The 13502-nt window shown below is 73.7% G+C and carries 13 protein-coding genes; 9 read left to right on the top strand and 4 right to left on the bottom strand.

The window, feature by feature from the left end; translation table 11 throughout:
* Positions 1-12 precede the first annotated feature (12 nt).
* From ACFV4G_RS06105 to ACFV4G_RS06085, 5 genes are all read left to right on the top strand, one after another.
* Positions 13-1512 (top strand): M28 family peptidase, encoded by a 1500-nt coding sequence (locus ACFV4G_RS06105; RefSeq protein ID WP_380437155.1) that lies wholly within the window; start codon positions 13-15, stop codon positions 1510-1512.
* Positions 1513-1624: 112 nt separating this feature from the next.
* On the top strand, positions 1625-2776 hold the full coding sequence (locus tag ACFV4G_RS06100) for an alkene reductase (RefSeq protein WP_380436976.1): 1152 nt from the start codon (positions 1625-1627) through the stop codon (positions 2774-2776).
* A 255-nt stretch (positions 2777-3031) separates the two neighbouring features.
* A complete protein-coding gene (lpdA, locus tag ACFV4G_RS06095) occupies positions 3032-4438 on the top strand; it encodes a dihydrolipoyl dehydrogenase (RefSeq protein WP_380436974.1) in 1407 nt (468 codons plus the stop codon).
* 326 nt (positions 4439-4764) lie between these two features.
* A complete protein-coding gene (locus ACFV4G_RS06090) occupies positions 4765-5931 on the top strand; it encodes an alanine--tRNA ligase-related protein (RefSeq protein ID WP_380436972.1) in 1167 nt (388 codons plus the stop codon).
* Positions 5932-6093: 162 nt separating this feature from the next.
* Complete coding sequence (locus ACFV4G_RS06085) at positions 6094-7599, top strand: flavin-containing monooxygenase (protein ID WP_380436970.1); 1506 nt, start codon at positions 6094-6096, stop codon at positions 7597-7599.
* A 34-nt stretch (positions 7600-7633) separates the two neighbouring features.
* On the opposite strand, the gene ACFV4G_RS06080 is transcribed toward ACFV4G_RS06085, so the two are convergent.
* Positions 7634-8485 carry a hypothetical protein gene (locus ACFV4G_RS06080; RefSeq protein ID WP_380436968.1) on the bottom strand — a complete coding sequence of 284 codons (852 nt, stop codon included), beginning with the start codon at positions 8483-8485 and terminating at the stop codon, positions 7634-7636.
* 73 nt (positions 8486-8558) lie between these two features.
* Here ACFV4G_RS06080 and ACFV4G_RS06075 point away from each other — a divergent pair, with 73 nt between their 5' ends.
* Together ACFV4G_RS06075 and ACFV4G_RS06070 are read left to right on the top strand one after the other, a co-directional pair.
* Positions 8559-9089, top strand: coding sequence for a hypothetical protein (locus tag ACFV4G_RS06075; RefSeq protein ID WP_380436966.1), 531 nt, complete (start codon positions 8559-8561; stop codon positions 9087-9089).
* Positions 9090-9329: 240 nt separating this feature from the next.
* Positions 9330-10229 carry a LysR family transcriptional regulator gene (locus ACFV4G_RS06070; protein ID WP_380436964.1) on the top strand — a complete coding sequence of 300 codons (900 nt, stop codon included), beginning with the start codon at positions 9330-9332 and terminating at the stop codon, positions 10227-10229.
* A gap of 85 nt (positions 10230-10314) precedes the next feature.
* Here the strand turns inward: ACFV4G_RS06070 and ACFV4G_RS06065 are convergent, their stop codons facing one another.
* Positions 10315-11109, bottom strand: coding sequence for an alpha/beta fold hydrolase (locus tag ACFV4G_RS06065; protein ID WP_380436962.1), 795 nt, complete (start codon positions 11107-11109; stop codon positions 10315-10317).
* A gap of 143 nt (positions 11110-11252) precedes the next feature.
* Between ACFV4G_RS06065 and ACFV4G_RS06060 the strand changes: the two genes are divergently transcribed.
* Both ACFV4G_RS06060 and ACFV4G_RS06055 read left to right on the top strand, forming a co-directional pair.
* Positions 11253-11708, top strand: a complete 456-nt coding sequence (locus ACFV4G_RS06060; protein ID WP_380436960.1) for a MarR family winged helix-turn-helix transcriptional regulator — start codon at positions 11253-11255, stop codon at positions 11706-11708.
* 117 nt (positions 11709-11825) lie between these two features.
* On the top strand, positions 11826-12446 hold the full coding sequence (locus ACFV4G_RS06055; protein WP_380436958.1) for a hypothetical protein: 621 nt from the start codon (positions 11826-11828) through the stop codon (positions 12444-12446).
* 45 nt (positions 12447-12491) lie between these two features.
* On the opposite strand, the gene ACFV4G_RS06050 is transcribed toward ACFV4G_RS06055, so the two are convergent.
* Together ACFV4G_RS06050 and cynS are read right to left on the bottom strand one after the other, a co-directional pair.
* Positions 12492-12917 (bottom strand): NUDIX domain-containing protein, encoded by a 426-nt coding sequence (locus ACFV4G_RS06050; protein WP_380436956.1) that lies wholly within the window; start codon positions 12915-12917, stop codon positions 12492-12494.
* Between the two features lie 56 nt (positions 12918-12973).
* The gene (gene cynS / locus ACFV4G_RS06045) at positions 12974-13444 is read right to left on the bottom strand and encodes a cyanase (RefSeq protein WP_380436955.1); all 471 of its coding nucleotides are present in this window, start codon (positions 13442-13444) and stop codon (positions 12974-12976) included.
* Positions 13445-13502: the final 58 nt, after the last annotated feature.

Here is a 13502-nt window from a genome sequence, read left to right as displayed (position 1 = left end):
GCCGGAGCCGCGGTGACGGCGACCGCCCTGGCCGTGCCGCTGCTGCTCGCCGGGGCCGGCACCGCGGGCGCCGACCCGGACCCGGCCCGCCGGGGTGCGCAGCTCGCGGCCCGGCTGGTCGACCGGAGCACCGCCGACGACGCCCTCGACACGCTCCGGGCCCTCCAGCGGATCGCCGACCGCAACGGCGGCACCAGGGCAGCCGGCTCGCCGGGCCACGAGGAGTCCGCCCGCTACGTCTACGAGCAGGCCCGCCGGGCCGGGCTCAAGGTCTCGCGGCAGGAGTTCTCCTACACGTTCTTCGAGGCGCGGACCCAGCGCCTCGACGTCGTGTCACCACAGGCCGAGCAGGTGCCGGTGATCGCCATGACGTACTCGCCGAGCGGCCCGGAGGCGGGCGTGAAGGGCGAGTTGGCGGTCGTGCCGGTCGGCCCGGCCACCGGCTGCGCGGCCGCCGACTACCCGGAGGGGGAGTTCACCGGCCGGATCGCGCTGATCCGGCGCGGGGGCTGCGGCTTCGCCGTCAAGCAGGCCGCGGCGGCAGCGGCGGGCGCGGCCGGCGCGATCGTCTACAACAGCGCGGACGGCGACCTGAACGGGACGCTCGGCGAGCCGAACGCGGTGCGGATCCCCGTCGGCGGCGTCTCGAAGGCGGCGGGGGAGGCGCTGGCGGCGAAGGCGGCGGCCGGACCGGTCGAAGTGAGCCTGGACATCCGCACGTTCACGGAGCCGCGCACCACGTGGAACGTCCTCGCCGAGACCCGCGGCGGCGACGAGAACAACACCGTCTTCGTCGGCGCCCACCTCGACTCCGTCCCGGCCGGCCCGGGTGTCAACGACAACGGCTCCGGCTCGGCGGGCATCCTGGAGGTCGCCCGCAACCTCGGTGTCCGGCCGGTGCGGAACAAGGTCAAGTTCGCCTGGTGGTCCGCCGAGGAGTTCGGGCTCAAGGGGTCGGAGGCGTACGTCAAGTCGCTGGCGGAGGCGGACCGGAAGAAGATCCGGCTCTACCTCAACTTCGACATGATCGCCTCCCCGAACCACGCCCAGTTCGTCTACGACGGCTCCGGCAGCACCGGCGGCGGCGCCGGTCCCGCGGGCTCGGCGCAGATCCAGCGGCACATCTCCGACTTCCTCGACCGCCGCGGCGTGCCGCACGAGCCGGTGGCCTTCAACGGGCGTTCCGACTACGGCCCGTTCATCGACGCGGGCATCCCGGCGGGCGGCACCGACACCGGCGCCGAGGTCGTCAAGTCGGCAGCGCAGCAGGCCCGTTACGGCGGCACGGCGGGCGTCGCCTTCGATCCCTGCTACCACAAAGCCTGCGACGGCCTGGACAACCTCGACCGGGACGCGTTCGACACGAACATCGCCGTGATCGCCCACGCCGTCGGCACGTTCGCGTGGGACCTCGGCGAACTCGACCGGCCCGCGACCGTGTCGCCCCAGGCGAGCGGCGGCGGCGCCGGGGGCGGCCTCGGCGAGGACCACGCCCACGAGGTGGCGGCCTGACGACCGGGTGGGCCCGCTGCCGTCCTCGGGCGGCGGGCCCACCCGGCCGTCAGCCCGGCCCCCGGCCACCGCACTTGAAGCTGACACCGGTGTGAGCTTCTACGGTTCCGGCATGACGACGAAGACGGCGAAGACGACGAAGACGGCGCACAAGAACGCTACGAACACGGCGAACACGACGGCGACGAACGCGAACACGGCGAACACCCGCACCCCCGGCCTCTTCCAGCCCGCCGACCTCGGCCCGCTGCACCTCCCCAACCGCCTCGTGATGGCCCCGATGACCCGCACCCGGGCCGGCGCCGACGGCGTCCCACAGCCGATCATGGCCACCTACTACGCCCAGCGCGCCACCGCCGGACTGATCATCGCCGAGGCCGCCACCCCGAACCGGGTCGGCCGCACCTACGCCGACATCCCGGCCATCCACGCCGACGAGCACGTCACCGGCTGGCGCACGGTGACCGACGCCGTGGCCGCGGCGGGCGGACGGATGTTCCTCCAGCTCCAGCACGGCGGCCGGATCGGCCACCCCGAGAACAGCGGACTGCACCCCGTCGCCCCCTCGCCGGTCGCGCTGCCCGAGACGATCCACACCCCGGGCGGCCACCGCGAGTCCGTCGTCCCGCGCGAGCTGACCGCCGACGAGATCGGCCGGACGGTCGCCGACTTCGCCGCCGCCGCCCGCAGGGCCGTCGAGGCCGGGTTCGCCGGCGTCGAGGTGCACGGCGCCAACGGCTACCTGCTGCACCAGTTCCTCGCCCGGAACACCAATCGCCGCACCGACGGCTACGGCGGCCCGGTGGCGAACCGGATCCGCTTCGTCGTCGAGGTGGTCCGCGCCGTAGCCGCCGAGATCGGCCCGGAGCGCGTCGGCCTGCGGGTGTCGCCCGGCTTCACCGGCCAGGGCATGGCGGAGGGCGACACCGCAGCGATCTACCGCGCCCTGACCGGCGAACTCGCCGGTGACGGCCTCGCCTACCTGCACGTCGTCTTCGCCGACCCCGAGGACGCCGTCTTCCAGGAGCTCCGCAAGGCCTGGCCCGGCACCCTCATCGCCAACCCCGTGCTCGGCTGGGGGCAGCCGCTGCCCGAGGACGGCGGCCTGGCCGCCGCCGGGCGCCTGCTCGCGGCCGGTGCCGACCTGATCTCCTTCGGCCGCGGCTTCCTCGCCAACCCCGACCTGGTCGAGCGCCTGCGCACCGGAGCGCCGCTCAACCCCCTGCGCGACGGCCTGATGTACACGGGCGGCGCCGAGGGGTAAACCGACTACCCGGCGCTCGCCGGGTGACCCGCCGGCGGCGGGCCCGGCGTCGAACGCGCGAACCCGTCCGCCGGCCCACCCCGGTGACCTGCGACATCGATCACGGAGGCGGACACCACTGACAATTGCGCCCCCGGACGGGTACGGTGCCGCGCGGAGCGTGCCCGCCGAGACCCGGTGGGTGCGCCGGGCCCGGTCCTGCCACCATGGGACCGAGATCAGGACCACCGTGACACCCTCGGAGGAGTCAGCACCATGAGCACGCACTACGACGTCGTCGTCCTCGGCGCGGGCCCCGGCGGTTACACCGCCGCCGTCCGCTCCGCCCAGCTGGGCCTGAAGACCGCGATCATCGAGGCCAAGTACTGGGGCGGCGTCTGCCTCAACGTCGGCTGCATCCCCTCCAAGGCCCTGCTGCGCAACGCCGAGCTGGCGCACATCTTCACCAAGGAGGCCAAGACCTTCGGCATCAAGGTCGAGGGCCAGGTCAGCTTCGACTTCGGCGAGGCCTTCCGCCGCAGCCGCGCCGTCGCCGACGGCCGGGTCAAGGGCGTCCACTACCTGATGAAGAAGAACGGCATCACCGAGTACGACGGCTGGGGCACGTTCGTCGACGACCACACCCTCCAGGTCGCGCTCAGCGGCGGCGGCTTCGACGTCGTCACGTTCGACCACTGCATCATCGCGGCCGGCGCCACCACCCGCCTCCTGCCCGGCACCAGCCTGAGCGAGCGCGTGGTCACCTACGAGGAGCAGATCCTCACCGAGCAGCTGCCCGAGAGCATCATCATCGCGGGCGCCGGCGCGATCGGCGTCGAGTTCGCCTACGTGCTGCACAACTACGGCGTGAAGGTCACCATCGTCGAGTTCCTGGACCGCGTGGTGCCGCTGGAGGACGTCGAGGTCTCCACCGAACTCGCCAAGCAGTACCGCAAGCTGGGCATCGAGGTGCTGACCTCGACCCGCGTCGAGTCGATCGACGACAGCGACCCGAACGCCAAGGTGCGCGTCACCGTCACCAAGGACGGGCAGCAGCAGGTGCTGGAGGCCGACAAGGTGCTCCAGGCGATCGGCTTCGCGCCGCGCGTCAACGGCTACGGCCTGGAGAACGCCGGCGTCAAGCTCACCGACCGCGGCGCCATCGCGGTCGACGGCCGCGGCCGCACCAGCGCCGGGCACATCTTCGCGATCGGCGACGTGACCGCCAAGCTGATGCTGGCCCACGCCGCCGAGACGATGGCCGTGATCGCCGCCGAGACCATCGGCGGGGCGGAGACCATGGAGGTCGACTTCGCCATGATCCCGCGCGCCACCTACTGCCAGCCGCAGATCGCCTCCTTCGGCTACACCGAGGCCCAGGCCCGCGAGCTCGGCTACGACGTCAAGGTCGCCAAGTTCCCCTTCACCGCCAACGGCAAGGCGCACGGTCTCGGCCACCCGATCGGCTTCGTCAAGGTGATCTGCGACGACACCCACGGCGAACTGCTCGGCGCCCACCTGATCGGCCCCGAGGTCACCGAGCTGCTCCCCGAGCTGACGCTCGCCCAGCAGTGGGACCTCACCGTCCACGAGGTCGCCCGCAACGTCCACGCGCACCCGACGCTCGGCGAGGCCGTCAAGGAGGCCATCCACGGCCTGGCCGGCCACATGATCAACATGTGACGTCCGCCGCGTGAGGACGGCTCCCGGGGTCCGAAGGCAGCCTCGGGAGCCGTCGTGCGGGTGAGCGGCGTGCGCACGGAAAACGGTTGGCACGCGGTGTGCCCGGGGCGTTAACCTCGGTGGCATGGACGTCATGGACCGAAGCACCACCGCAGCCGCGCGAGCGACCAGCTCGCCGGTTGCCGCCGCCTGACGTACCCCCTCCCCCCGGCGACCGGAAACGGTCCGCCGGTGGTGCCTTCGAGGTGTTCCCTCCTCGGTTCCGACGATCGCGTGGACTCGTTGTCCGGTGCCTCCGCCCGGCCCGCACGCGAAGGAGCCACCCCATGAACACCGACCAGCTCGTCCGTACCTTCATCGAGTACTACGAGGACCGCGGCCACCACCGCATCACCGGCTCGACCCTGCTGCCCCCGCCCGGAGACCCGGTGCTGTTCACCACCTCCGGCATGCACCCCCTCACGCCCCACCTGGAAGGGCGCCCGCACCCGCTCGGCCGGCGCCTGGTCAACGTGCAGCGCTGCCTGCGCACCACGGACCTCGACGAGGTCGGCGACCGCACCCACCTGACCGTCTTCGAGATGCTCGGCACCTGGTCCCTCGGCGACTACGAGGGCCCGCAGAGCCTCGACTGGGGCTACGGGCTGCTCACCGACGGCCTCGGCGTCGACCCCGGCCTGCTCCACGTCACCGTCTTCGGCGGCGACGACCGGGTCGGCCCCGACACCGGCTCGCTGGAGCTCTGGCAGGACCGCGGCGTCCCGGTCGAGCTCACCGTCGAGGACAACTGGTGGTCCAACGGCCCGACCGGGCCCTGCGGCCCCGACTCCGAGATCTTCCTGTGGACCGGCGACACCCCGCCGCGGTCGACGCCCACGCAGGACGACCGCTGGGTCGAGGTGTGGAACCACGTCATGATGCGCCACCGCCGCCTCGACGACGGCTCGCTCGTCCCGCTCCCGCAGCGCAACGTCGACACCGGCCTCGGCCTGGAACGGCTCTCCTCGCTGCTCCAGGGCCGCGGGTCGGTCTTCGAGTGCGACGTCTTCGACCCCTGGCGCCGCCTCCTGCCGACCCTCTGGGAGCTCGACGAGCCGTCCCTTCGCCTCGTCTCCGACCACCTCCGCTCGGGCATCGTCGTCATCGGCGACGGCGTCCGCCCGTCCAACACCGGCCGCGGCTACGTCCTGCGCCGCCTGCTGCGCCGGGTGCTCACCGTGCTGCGCCGCGACGACCCGCAGCGCGGACTCGGCGACCTGCCGGACGAGTTGATCCGCCACACCCTGGACCGCTTCCGCCAGGACGTGGACCCGGACGTCGTCCGCCGGACCCTCCTCGACGAGGAGCACCGCTTCGGCCGGCTCCTGGACCGCGGCCGGCAGGTGCTCTCCCGCCCCCGCTTCCGCGGCCCGCTCACCGAGGACGACCTCCACTACCTCCACGACACCCACGGCCTGCCCCGCGAGCTCGTCCTGGACCTCCGGCCGCGGTGACCCGGCCGGGACGGTGGATCCCCGTGCCGGGCGGCGGGGATCCATCGTCCCGGCGCCCGGCGGGTGGCGGGCGGCCACGGAGGCGGGGTGGAACGTTTCGGCGTCCTCGGGAGATGCTCGTCACCGACATGTCCCGAGCACTGCGACGGCCAGGAGGCACGAGTGACGACCAGGACCACCAGCGAGGCGCCCGGCACGGACGTCGACGTGCTGATCATCGGTGCCGGCATCTCGGGCATCGGCGCCGCCTGCCACCTCAAGGCGCGCCGCCCCGGCACGTCCTTCGCCGTCCTGGAGGCGCACGACGCGATCGGCGGCACGTGGCGCCAGTTCCGCTACCCCGGGATCCGGTCCGACTCGGACATGCCGACCTTCGGGTTCGGCTTCCGGCCGTGGACGAGCCGGAAGTTCCTCGCGGACGGCGACAGCATCCTGGACTACCTGCGGGAGACCGTCACCCGGTTCGGGATCGCCGGGCGGATCCGCTTCGGACACCGGGTGACCGGCGCGGAGTTCTCGTCGGAGACGGGACGCTGGACGGTCACCGCCGAGACGGCCGGGAGCGCGGCGCCGGTGACGCTCACCGCCCGCTTCCTCTTCCTCGGCACCGGGTACTTCGACCACGAGGCGGGCTACGCACCGGAGTTCACCGGCCTCGACGACTTCGAGGGCCGGGTCGTCCACCCGCAGCACTGGCCGCAGGACCTCGACCACGAGGGCAAGCGCGTCGTCGTGATCGGCAGCGGCGCCACCGCCGTCACGCTCGTCCCGGCGCTGGCCGTCCGCGCCGGGCACGTCACGATGCTCCAGCGCTCGCCCGGCTACGTGCTCTCGGCCCGGGCCGAGGACGGCATCGCCGCCGTGCTGCTGCGGCTGCTCGGCCCCCGGCTCGCCCACCGGATCGTGCGCCGCAAGAACATCCTGCTCGGCCGCGGCCTCTACCGGGCCTGCATGCGCGCGCCGAAGCTGATGCGCCGCGTGCTGATCGCCGACGTCCGCCGCCGGCTGCCGAAGGACTTCGACGTCGACACGCACTTCACGCCGCGCTACGACCCGTGGGAGCAGCGGCTGTGCATCGTGCCCGACGGCGACCTGTTCAAGGCGATCTCGGCCCGGCGGGCCTCGGTGGTCACCGACCGGATCGAGCGGTTCACCAGGACGGGCGTCCTGCTCGCCTCCGGCCGGGAGCTCGCCGCCGACCTCGTGGTGACGGCCACCGGGCTGACCCTGTCGCCGTTCGGCAAGGTGCGGCTGAGCGTCGACGGGCGGCCGGTCGACCCGGCGGACACGACGGTCTACAAGGCGATGATGCTCTCCGGCGTGCCCAACCTCGCGTTCGCCTTCGGCTACACCAACCTCTCCTGGACGCTCAAGGTCGACCTCGTCTGCCGGCACTTCTGCCGCCTGCTCGACCACATGGACGCCCACGGGCACGGCATCGTCGAACCCGTCCTGGACGATCCGCTCGTGGAGCGCGTGCCGTTCCTGGACCTGAGCTCCGGCTACGTCCAGCGCGGGATCGCGGCCTTCCCGCGGGCGGGCACGCGCGGGCCGTGGACGGTCGAGATGGCGTACGAGAAGGACGTCGAGCGGCTGGTCGAGGGGCCGGTGACGGACCGGGCGCTGCGGTTCACGGCCGTCAAGTCGCCCTCGGCGGAGGCCCGCTGAGCCAGGGCGTGTCCAACGGGTCGAAGGACACGCCCTACGCGGACCAGTCGGGCGCGTCCGCCGCGGCGAGCGCGTCCCACGCGGGCGCGCCGCCGGGGAGGGGCCAGGCGACGGTGGGCGCGCTCTCCAGCTCGGCCCGGGCGGCGGCCTCGCCGAGCGCGTGCAGCGCGGCCCGGCGGGCGCGGTCGCCGTGGCGTTCGAGGCGCGGCACGCGCGCCGCGGCCTCGTCGGCCCGGCGGGTGCGCCGCGCCGGGTCCAGGCCGCGGGTGAGCACCACGTACGGCGGGCGGACGCCCTCGGCGCGGGCGGCCAGCAGCCGGTCGTGGCCGTCGAGGAGGACGTAGCCGTCCAGGGCGCTGACCCGCCAGAGCAGGACGGGGGCGAGGGTCCCGTCGCGGACGTGCTTGCGGTGTGCCCTGACCCTGGCGTCGGCCGGGTCGCCCGGCGGGCGCAGCGGGACGACGCCGTTCCAGCCGGGGCAGTCCCAACCGACGTGGGCGGCGGGCCAGTCGGTGACGAGTTCCGCGGGGCGGGCGTCCGGCGGCAGGTCCCCGCTGCGCAGGAGCCACCGGCCGGCGTGCAGGGGCCCGTGCGCCGCCCGTTCGAGGTGGTCGGCGAACTGGTGCAGCCAGTCGGGCCGCCGGCGCATGCAGGCCGAGCTGATGGGCGGGACCGGCGACCGGTACCGGCCGGTCCGGTGCACCGCGACGCCCCAGTGGCCGGGCTCGATCCGGCCGAGGAGCAGCGTCGTGACGCCCTGCCGGAGCACCAGTCGGCCGCCGTCGGCGCACTCGACCCGCAACCCTGGCTCACGCGGCCCGGCGGCGTCGAGCGAGAGCGCGGGGCGGTGGGTGTCGTACGAGAGGTCGTTTCGTCGCGCGCGCATGGCGGCGCTCACCCTACTACCGGTGACGGGTTGTCCGTTGGCGCGGAGGGAAGCGAAACTGGGGCCCGTGGACATGGGGATCTCAGGTTTCAGCCCGACCTTTCTCGTCGGGATCGACGCGGTTCGGCAGCGGCACGCCGCCCGCCTGGCGGGGCTCGTCGGGCGGCGGCTGACGGGGTTCGCCGTGGTGCGCTTCGCCGAGGACGGGGACTGGTTCGCCGACTGCCCGGTGGTGCTGGACTTCGACGGCGCCCGGGTGGAGATCTGCCACTCGAAGCTCCACGACCTCTCGATCGGCTGGGACACGATCGACACGTCCGCGGCCGTCTCGGGGTGGGAGCAGTCCGAGTTCACGCCGCAGTGGTCCCACCGGGACGACCGCCTCGAACCGTTCGTCGGCCGGGAACTGCGCGGCGTCGCGCTCGTCGAACGGCGACCGCCGTCGGGGCGCTGCTACCTGGACGTCGGCACGGTCGGGGTGGAATTCGACTTCGGCGACGGTCACGAGGCGCGCCGCCTGCGGATCGTCAACGGCCTCGACGAGAACGGGATCGAGCTCGGGGAACCGGAGCCGGGCTCCGTCCGGCACGAGCTCGGCGGCTGAGCCGGCCGGGCGGGGTCAGGGCGCGCTCCCGCTCGGTCCGGTGGCCGTCCCGCTGCCGTCCGTTCGGTGCGCCAGGTCGGGGGCGTCCGGTCTCCCGGGCCCCGCATCGCACCGAACCCGAGCGATCGGCTTTCGGTGCTCCCCCGATGAGAACGACCTGGCGCACTCCGCCAACTCTGGATTCGATCACCGCGAAGCACAAGTGAATCCCTGTGGACCACACCTCGTAGCATCACTGAGATGTTGAACCTCGAACGCCTGCGGGTGCTGCACGCGGTGGCGACGACCGGATCCGTCGTGGGCGCCGCACGGCTCCTGCACGTCACCACCTCGGCCGTCTCGCAGCAGATGGCACGGCTCGAACAGGAGACCGGCACTGACCTGGCGGAACGTCAAGGCCGAGGCATCCGCCTGACCGAGGCCGGTACCCTCCTCGCCGGGCAGGCCGCGGAACTCCTCGAACAGGCCGAGCGCATCATGGCGACGATGGCGCAGCACCGCGGAACGGTGGCCGGCAGCCTCACGATCGCCGCCTTTCCCACCGCCGCCCGCGCGCTGCTCCCGCCCGCTCTGCGGGCCCTGCGGTCGCGGTACCCGGAGCTGACGGTGTCGGCGCGGGAACAGGAGCCCTGCGAAGCCGTCCCGGCGGTGCGGCGCGGACTGCTCGACCTGGCCGTGGGCGAGGACTGGACCGACGATCCGCGGTCCTTGCCCCAGGGGCTGGACCGCCGCGCTCTCCTCGACGACACCTACGACGTCGCCCTGCCCCCGGAGCACCGGCTCGTCGGCCGCCGGGCGCTGAGCCTGGACGACCTCGCCGATGAGGACTGGATCACCTCGAGAGACGGGCAGCTGTGCCACGAATGGCTGGTGCGCAGCCTCGGGAGGGCCCGTATCGCCCACACCGCCTCGGAGCACGCGACGCAGATGGCGCTGGTGGCGGCTGGACTCGGCATCGCCATCATCCCGCACCTCGGACGTGAGCCGATCACCGCTCCGGTGCGGTTCGTGCCCGTGGCGGATGCCCCGCGGCGCCGGGTCTTCGCCGTGTGGCGGTCCACGTCGGCCGCGCGTCCCGCCATCGGCGCCGTGGTCGATGCCCTGGTCGAAGCCTGCTCGGCCGTCCAAGGGCGACCGTAGAAGGCCCCCGCCGATCCGGTGCCGCCGGGCTCGGGGCCGCCACCGGTGCGGCCGCTGCCGCCTCGGCCGCGTGCGGCCGGCGGACCTACCGCGCCGGCTCCAGTGCCTGGCGGCGGTCCACGTAGTCGGCGAGGAGGGTGAAGAGCAGGGCCGGGTCCTCGAACGGGAGGCCGTGTCCGCCGGGGAGCTCGACGTATTCGGCTCCCTCGACGGCGGCGGCCAACTCGCGCTGGTGGTGGGTCGGGACGATCCGGTCGTCCGCGCTCGCCACCACGAGGGTGGGGGCGGTGACGCGGCCCGCCGCCTCGCGCAGGTCGACGCGGGAGTCCAGGTCGATCTGGCCGAGCACGCGGTCGTCGAGCATGGCCGTGAAGCCGGCGGCCATCTCGGCGAACTGCTCCTCGTCGAGGGCGCCGAGCAGGCCGGGCCCCATCGCGGCGAGGATCAACTCGCGGGCCAGGAGGCCCGGGTCGGTGCGCAGCAGGCGCGCCCACAGGTCGAACATGAACGCCTCGCGCGGCGTCGTCCGGAGCCAGCCGGCGTGCAGGGCGAGCGAGGTGACGGCCCCGGGGTGCCGGGCGGCTACGGCCGTGGCGACGACGGCGCCGATCGAGTGGCCGGCCAGGTGGAAGCGGTCGAGGCCGGCCGCGCGGGCGGTGGCGGCGACCCGGTCGGCGAGGTCGTCCAGGTCGAGCGGTGCGGGGTCCGTGGCGGTGGCGCCCGCGCCGGGCAGGTTCGGGGCGACGACGGTGTACCGGTCGCGCAGGAGGTCGATGAGACCGCCCCAGTTGGAGGTGGCGTCGGCGCCGGTGCCGTGGATCAGGACGAGGCCCGGTCCGGACCCGGCGACGACGTGGTCGAGCGGTGCGCGGCTGGACATGGGGTGCCTCCGGGAGTGGCGGGGAGTGGGAATAGCAGAGACCTTACATGTAACAGAGCCCTGATAGTCAACAGGGCTCTTATGAATATCAGGGGTCTGTCATGAGCCAGGGTGCGATGAGCCGGTGGCGTAGGATCGCCCCCATGGAGATGCCGCTCACCGAACGCCTCGGCCTGCACATCAAGCGGGTCGAACAGGAGCTGATGGCGGCCAAGCACGCGGCGCTCCGGCCCCTCGGGCTGACGGTGCCGCAGTACGTCGCGCTCTACACGCTCGACGAGCACCCGGGCCTGTCCGCCGCCGCGCTCGCCCGCGCCTGCCTGGTCACGCCGCAAACCATCGCCACCGTGCTCGCCAACCTCGAAGCCAAGGCCCTGATCACCCGGCGGCCGCACCCCTGGCACCGCAAGGTGACGGAGCTGCGCCTCACCGAGGAGGGAAAGGCCCTGCTGGTGCGCGCCGACGCGGAGGCCGTCGCCATCGAACGCCGGATCGCCGACGGCTTCAGCGCCGAGGAACGCGCCCTGCTCGTCGACCTCCTGGCCCGCGCGTCGAACCGCCTGAGCGCCGAGCCGTCGCCGGCGGCGCCCGGCGACTGACCCGGTGGCCGGCCCGGCGCCCGGCGACTCGCCCCGCCGTCAGGGCCCTTCGCATGCGGCGCAGTCCGGGGCGGCGCCCGGCTGTACGATGCGCGCCGAGCGAGTGGAGGAGCCGGGGTGTACTGGGCCGGACTGTTGTTGTGCGTCCTGCTGGGCGGGGAGATCGGCGCGATCGTGGCGGGCATCGCCGCCGACGACGTCGGGACGACCGTCACGCTGACGGTGGTCGGCGCGAACCTGGTGCCGTGGACGGCGTTGGGGGCCATCGCCCTGCTCGTCGCCGGCTCCCGGCGGCGCGCGGCGGCGGGCACGGAGCCGCCCCGGCTGGAGCCGGCGATGGCGCGGATCGAGGCGTCCCGGGCGACCGGCGAGGGCCCGGACATCCCGCTGCGCCTGGACCTGACGGTCGCGCCGACGGGCGGCCGCGCGTACCGGGCCGACGCGACGGTGGTCGTGAACCTGATGGACCTGGACGACTTCCGGGTCGGGCGCACCGTCGTGGTGGACCACGATCCGGCGCGGCCGTGGGACGTCCGGGTGCGCCGGCGGCCGGGGGCGGAGTTCGCCGGGCGGGTCGCGCTCACCAAGATCGACACCGCGCCGCCGGAGACCCGGCAGAGCGCACCGCGGGTGTCCGCCGCCGCGGGCGGCCGGGGCGCCCGGGCGGCGCGCTTCGGGCTGATGGCGACCGGGGTGGGGGCGCTGCTCTCGCTGGTGCCGTTCCACGGCCTCTACTGATCCACTGCCGGGGGCGTGGCCGGCCGTTCGCGGCCGACCGGTCGCTTACCAGCGCAGGAGCAGGCCGGTGGCGGCGAGGTGGTCGAGTACCTGCCGGGCGGCGGGGCTGGCGCGCGGGTGGTCGCCGTGGGTGAGGTGGGCGATCTCGGCGATCTCACCGTGCGGTGCGGGGACGCCGGTGTGGTCGGCGGTGTAGCAGGCGGTGCGGACGACGGTTCCGGCGGGCTTGCCGTCCGCCGGGGCCCGCGTGATCAGCAGCGGCGCGACGGTCGCCGGGTCGAGGGCGACGCCGAGTTCCTCGCGGACCTCCCGGACGAGGGCCTGTTCGTCGGTCTCGCCGGGCTCGGGTTTGCCGCCGGGCAGGTAGTACAGCTCGCGGCCCCGGGTGCGGGCGGCGAGGAGACGGCCGTCCTCGACCCGGATCCAGGCGACCTTGTCGATGACCGTGTTCGTACGCGGGCCGAAGTCCATGGCGGGTTCCTCAGGAAGAAGGGGAGCGGGCCCGGTCGGGCCCGCCCCCATCAGGGTCAGAACGGCTTGGTCGGCAGGTACTTGCCGTCCAGGGTGATGACGGCGCGCTCGCCGCCCTCGGGGTCGGCGACCTTCTTCACGTCGAGCTTGAAGTTGATCGCGGAGATGATGCCGTCGCCGAACTCCTCGTGGACCAGGGCCTTCAGGGTGGTGCCGTAGACCTGGAGCATCTCGTAGAAGCGGTAGATCGTCGGGTCGGTGGGGACGGTGCCGGGGATCGAGCCGCGGGTCGGGATGGTCTGGAGGAGCATCACCGCGTCCTCGTCCAGGCCCAGCAGCTCGGCGACGGCCTTCGCGGAGGACTCCGGCAGGGCGTGCTGGCCGAGGACGGCGGCGGTGGTGAAGGCGACCGACAGGCCGGAGACGTCGGCGATCTGCTGCCAGGAGAGGTCCTTGCGGGTCTTGGCGTCGACGGCGGCGACGGCGAGGGCCTGGCGGGCGGTCGGGTCGAACTGGGCGTGCACCACGGGTGGTTCCTTTCGGTGGGCGCCGCTCACGCGCGTCGTGCGCGCGGTGCGGGCGGGA

It is taken from the genome of Kitasatospora sp. NPDC059747 (assembly GCF_042732955.1).
Taxonomy (GTDB): domain Bacteria; phylum Actinomycetota; class Actinomycetes; order Streptomycetales; family Streptomycetaceae; genus Kitasatospora.
This window is presented reverse-complemented; position numbering and strand designations above follow the sequence as displayed.

What these genes read in the sequence shown, in the direction of transcription:
- ACFV4G_RS06100 (WP_380436976.1), top strand. Translation starts at nt 1,625, where the DNA reads ATGACGACGAAGACGGCGAAGACGACGAAGACGGCGCACAAGAACGCT.
- lpdA (WP_380436974.1), top strand. Translation starts at nt 3,032, where the DNA reads ATGAGCACGCACTACGACGTCGTCGTCCTCGGCGCGGGCCCCGGCGGT.
- ACFV4G_RS06090 (WP_380436972.1), top strand. Translation starts at nt 4,765, where the DNA reads ATGAACACCGACCAGCTCGTCCGTACCTTCATCGAGTACTACGAGGAC.
- ACFV4G_RS06080 (WP_380436968.1), bottom strand. Translation starts at nt 8,485, where the DNA reads ATGCGCGCGCGACGAAACGACCTCTCGTACGACACCCACCGCCCCGCG.
- ACFV4G_RS06075 (WP_380436966.1), top strand. Translation starts at nt 8,559, where the DNA reads ATGGGGATCTCAGGTTTCAGCCCGACCTTTCTCGTCGGGATCGACGCG.
- ACFV4G_RS06070 (WP_380436964.1), top strand. Translation starts at nt 9,330, where the DNA reads ATGTTGAACCTCGAACGCCTGCGGGTGCTGCACGCGGTGGCGACGACC.
- ACFV4G_RS06065 (WP_380436962.1), bottom strand. Translation starts at nt 11,109, where the DNA reads ATGTCCAGCCGCGCACCGCTCGACCACGTCGTCGCCGGGTCCGGACCG.
- ACFV4G_RS06060 (WP_380436960.1), top strand. Translation starts at nt 11,253, where the DNA reads ATGGAGATGCCGCTCACCGAACGCCTCGGCCTGCACATCAAGCGGGTC.
- ACFV4G_RS06050 (WP_380436956.1), bottom strand. Translation starts at nt 12,917, where the DNA reads ATGGACTTCGGCCCGCGTACGAACACGGTCATCGACAAGGTCGCCTGG.